This is a genomic window from Candidatus Symbiopectobacterium sp. NZEC135 (assembly GCF_025962695.1).
Map to the genome: position 1 here is coordinate 1 of NZ_JAGFPF010000118.1, position 4,809 is coordinate 4,809.

The window sequence follows — 4,809 nt, forward strand, 5'->3', positions numbered from 1 at the left end:
GTAGATATGCCGTTTTGTCAGGCGGTGACGTTGAGTTTTTCTGCCAAGGAGAGCTTGTTTAAAGCCATCTATCCTTCGGTACAGCATTACTTTGATTTTTTGGATGCGCAAATCACCGTGCTCAATCAGGCTCAACAGGTTTTCGAACTGCAATTGCAAACCACGCTAGCCCCTGAATTTCCCACAGGTCGGCGCTTTAGGGGGGTATACCGGATGATGGCTGACAAAGTCACCACCTTCCTCTGTCTTGAATCATCGACGGTTGCCTGACGAGAACCGCGATACTCAGGCACGCATTCAAAGGAAACGGTAGTTGCCTGTTATTTTCGTGGGGATTGGCGTATCGGCATATTCAAGTGATAGCTGTCCCAGATGCTTTTTCAACGCCATCGCTTTGGTTTGTCTGAAATTCAGCAGCACATTGGTCAGTGATGATTTGGTTTGTACCCTTTCGCCGTAACTGTAGAGATCAACGGTGTGCAATTGATATGTCGCCTCGCTTTTAAATTTGGCAATCCGCTGACGTAATTCCTTCAGTTTTTTTCTCTCTTGAAGCCTGTTTAGTACATTCGGCGTGCTCTCTAACGTGTTTAACGCATGTTTAAATTCCAATAATCTCTTTTGGTCATTGATATTGATGTTGTATTTTGCAACAAGACTGTGACTCAGTTTTTTATTTAAATCGTTTCTGTTTTTACTGGATGCGCGGTCGGCGAGTGTGCGCAACGTATCAGCATATGGCTGTGGACGAGGCTCCCCCTTAAACACATGTTTTAATGTCGTCTGTTGCTGCGAGGCTGATAGGTATCTGGTCAGCAAACGGCCTTGCGGTAAATTAACCGGTTTGTGCAACCTTCGCGTCACCTTCAAATTTCCTATCTTATGCATGGGACGAATGATTTCCCCAGTGTCAGTGAGGGTGGCTAACGTGTTGTAGACTTTTTTAATCTGCTTATGGTTACGTCGTTTGGGCATCGACCTTTTTGGGGTTGCAGTTCTGCCTCGGGTACGACTGTGTTTAAAAACGCTTTTTGTTTTTGATTTGGCGCTCATCCCCTCTTCGATAAGCGCAAGGCGATAACATAACTGTCCATTGTCGTTGATAGTGTTGGGCGCAATAATGTACTTTTCTCCGGCAAAAAAAGTGCCAGAGCCGGAAAGTAGCGTTAAGGTGCTTTTTTTATCGACGGCCGGCTGCTGCGCTGTATCTGAACATCGGGTTTCTTTCTTATTGTTATACGTGAATACCGAGGCACTGACCCCGCTACCACAAGCTAGCCGAGGCGAGTAAAGTCGCGTATTTTCAACGGGTGTTATACCCAACGTTGCACGTAATTCATTAATTTTCATATCCAGAGACAGTGAGGTGCCATATTCACTGAGCTGTCTTCTTTTTACTGCTATCTGGTGATTGTCAAAAAAGCTATTTTTGTTATCAATGTTGGATGATTGATCGAGAAGTGATTTAAACTGACAGGGAGTTAGTTCAAATGATAAATCTAATTCCTTGGTTTTATACAACGTTAAGAGGGCATTTGCCTCAAAGGGCATAACAGAGAAAAAATTAATGCCACTCTGGCTAAGTAACGTTGATTCCAAGCCCTGGCCTGTTCCTATCAGTAAGGTGTTACAGATTTTTCTCTTACGGGTAAATACTAATTTTATATTACCTGTTGTTGTCTTGGTTAAAATCAGGCAATGCGTTTTCGCGATTGAGAATTTGGCTCCGGCGAACCAGCCTGGATGAAAAGGCATACCATTTTGTAATAAGCTAAAAAAAATGGAAAATTCATTTTCCTTGCTCAAGGTAAGTGCATCATTTGTTGCAAGATTTTTGATGATAGATAATGTTTTTTTTGCGAATGTATTTTCTTCTGGCATAAATTCTGGAAGATCATTAATCAACGGTGAAAAATCATGCTTAAGACCTGTTATAGACGTATTCACTAATGATTCATGTGATAGGCTTTTTTTCTCTGTTCGTGTTATCAAATCCTTGGTTACCGATATGGCGGCATTGATGCCAGGATCTGCGAATTTGATTCCTTTCAGTAATTTTTCTTTCCTGCTGCGCTTTGCTTTATTTTTTTTGAGGGCTAAGCGGATAGGATCGACCATTCGGGAAATAAATGGTATCGGTAGAGAACGAAAATTCCCCCACCGGGTTGATGAAAAGGGCTGCCCACAGTGATATTTCTCATACACATCGCCACCTAAAAGTGCGTAGAACCCTTGCGGCGGTTTATGGCTTGCCTTTTTTTTTCTGAGCAATGTTCCGGATATATTCTTAGGATCAATATAGAATATTCTTACTTTATCTCGTTTTAATGCCTCTATTTGCAACATATTTCTACACCGTTTGACGGAAACGATGTGGTACTTTTTGTTAAATAGCGGCTTTATTTTGTATTCCATGAGATTATAGTCATATTTTTTGTTTCCTGCTGAATATGCACTTAAGTATAAATTGTTATTCCTGAAATCAAAATGAGCGGTGTTTCCGTCACATCCTTGAAGTGAAAGATCTGTTGATAATGGTGTGGGCTGTTTCTTATAGGTTACGTTGATGATTTTAGTCGTTTCTTTTTCAGTGTCGACACTGGTGTTGGTGCTAAACTCAATGGAGTAATAAATATTTTTATTTTTTTGTTTTGCAGTGAGTTCACCCTCGGTATCGATATATAATGATTCAAATGTGATATTGCTTCTGTCTCCTTCCCTATTGAGAGTGTAATAAGTATAATCGTTCTTTTTACTGTGTTTTCTATATAAACCAGAGAGTAAATTCTGGCACTGACCTTGTATCAATATAAGATCGCCTTCCTGATCGAGCGTTACTCCCATGTCACTGATCAAAGGCATTCTACAACTCCCTAGAAAAACATAATCCTTGGTATTGATTTTACCGATCTTACTCGGTGTCAATGTGACGTCTTCAGAAATGATGTCTGGCAGTCTGTGATACTTGTTGTGATGGTTTTTTTTAGTGATGATACTGTGAGTTGAGTGGTGAATAAAAGAGATGTTTTTGATTAATGTATTAGAACGCGTTGGTGAAAATTCAGATGCTTTCATGGTTCGCACAGGAATGATCGATTTTGTTATATTCAATGGCAGACGTAGTGATGTTGTCATAATCAACCTAAGGGTTACGAAATGTTTATCCTAAGCGTCGATTAATGTAATGCATTAAACAGCTATTTAATTTAATAAAACCTCTGGATTTAAACTGTAAGAAAAAATTCTCATAACCTAAATATAAAATAAATAATTCCTTCATTTCTTTGTCACAATCGATTGATCCGTTATTCAACGAGTTGAATCTTTTCAAAGAACTCGTGTTATTACTCTCTGCGATATTCCCTGCTGCGTTACTCTAGCACATGTAGATTGGACACTATCCGGTAAGGATGCGTTGTATTTTCTTTACTATATTCAAATGTTATGTTTCCAAGAGGCCTTGTTAAAGAAATGAATTTCCCATCATTAAAATAAAAAATGAGATTTGGTATGGTCGAGGAAAAGGTTGAAAAACAACCTGTACTCATTAAATCAATTTTAGCTAATAAATATGTTGCATTCTCTTTAAATGATTTCACTTTAAAATGCAGTTTATTTATTGAGATTTGCAGTTCCTCTCCGCTTAATTGTGAAGTATTATCCTTGATTATTGCAATTTCATGTTCGAGATCTTCCTTATCCTTTTTACTTTCTTCTGTCAGTTTATAGTCTGTCCTTATATGATAGTTTATCGTTTTTCCCATACTGTTTCTTTCTTTGTTTATAAGGTCATGTTTTGTCTTTTTAAGTGAATCAATAAAATCCTTATGTAGGAGAACGTCCTTGATTGAGTTATTTTTTTTCTTTAATAAGTGTGATTTTACTTTCTTGTTTTTTTTGCATATCAATTCTAAATTTGTCAGGCAACGAATGTCATGGTTTTTTTCTATTTCCATATCCATTTCATTGAGCGATTCAATAACATCAGATAACGTTTTTTCGGTTCTATCAAGAAAATTTTTACCGCTAGTATACTGATGGGATTTATTTATATATGCCTGGCGGCTTACTATGTTTTTACTGTTTGACTCTTCAACAATCGGAAGGGGGAAATAGTAATCATTATTATTAATATCTGTTGACACTATTGGCATGATTTTGTTTTCTCGAACCAGTTTTGCATGTGGTGACAGAGCCTGTAATTCAATTTTTTTGCTGACGCTTTCACCTGAATCAGGTGTGATATTGGTTTCTTTGGTAAAATTTATTGAAAGTATATCCCCAGATAGCATGATCCCGGCAGTGCTTCTCGGCGCAACAATGTAATTACCTGGTTCATAGCCTGTTCCCATTTGAAGTCTGAATTCAAGTGCTCTTGCCTCAATGGATAATTTATTGGTATATTCATTTTTTTTGTTAATGGATATGTTGTTTTCTCTTTCATCGAGAAATTGAATCAACTCACTTTTTTTACTGCTTTTTTCGATGAAAGTTGAGAGATCTTTTTCTTCTAGCTTTAATGACATAGTTCTGGTTTTATCCATTTGTGAAAATAAAATAATATTCGACTCAACAGGCAAAATGGTAAAGTAGTCAATGTTAGGTGTTTTTAATAAGGTTTTTTCTAAACCTTGCCCCGTGCCGGCTAACAGCGCTATTAACGCTGTTAACCTATTATCAAAAGAACAGGATATTTCGTTGTCATCACTTTTAGTAAAACTGACGCAATGTTTTTTTGAAAGTGCCCCAACAATACCAACAAAATAGGCACGGGATAATGGAAAACCGCCTCTGGCTATACCACCAAAA

The 4,809-nt window shown here is 37.8% G+C and carries 3 protein-coding genes; 1 reads left to right on the forward strand and 2 read right to left on the reverse strand.

The annotated features are described in order from the left end of the window. A partial coding sequence (locus J5224_RS23310; RefSeq protein ID WP_319802473.1) for a 4'-phosphopantetheinyl transferase family protein occupies window positions 1–270 on the forward strand: 270 nt, incomplete at its 5' end. Between the two features lie 27 nt (window positions 271–297). Here J5224_RS23310 and J5224_RS23315 read toward each other — a convergent pair. Both J5224_RS23315 and J5224_RS23320 read right to left on the reverse strand, forming a co-directional pair. Beyond that, window positions 298–3,075: a hypothetical protein gene (locus tag J5224_RS23315; protein WP_264627622.1), complete on the reverse strand. Its 2,778-nt coding sequence runs from the start codon at window positions 3,073–3,075 to the stop codon at window positions 298–300. Between the two features lie 296 nt (window positions 3,076–3,371). Beyond that, the coding region (locus J5224_RS23320) for a hypothetical protein (protein WP_264627623.1) at window positions 3,372–4,809 on the reverse strand (1,438 nt) is incomplete at its 5' end.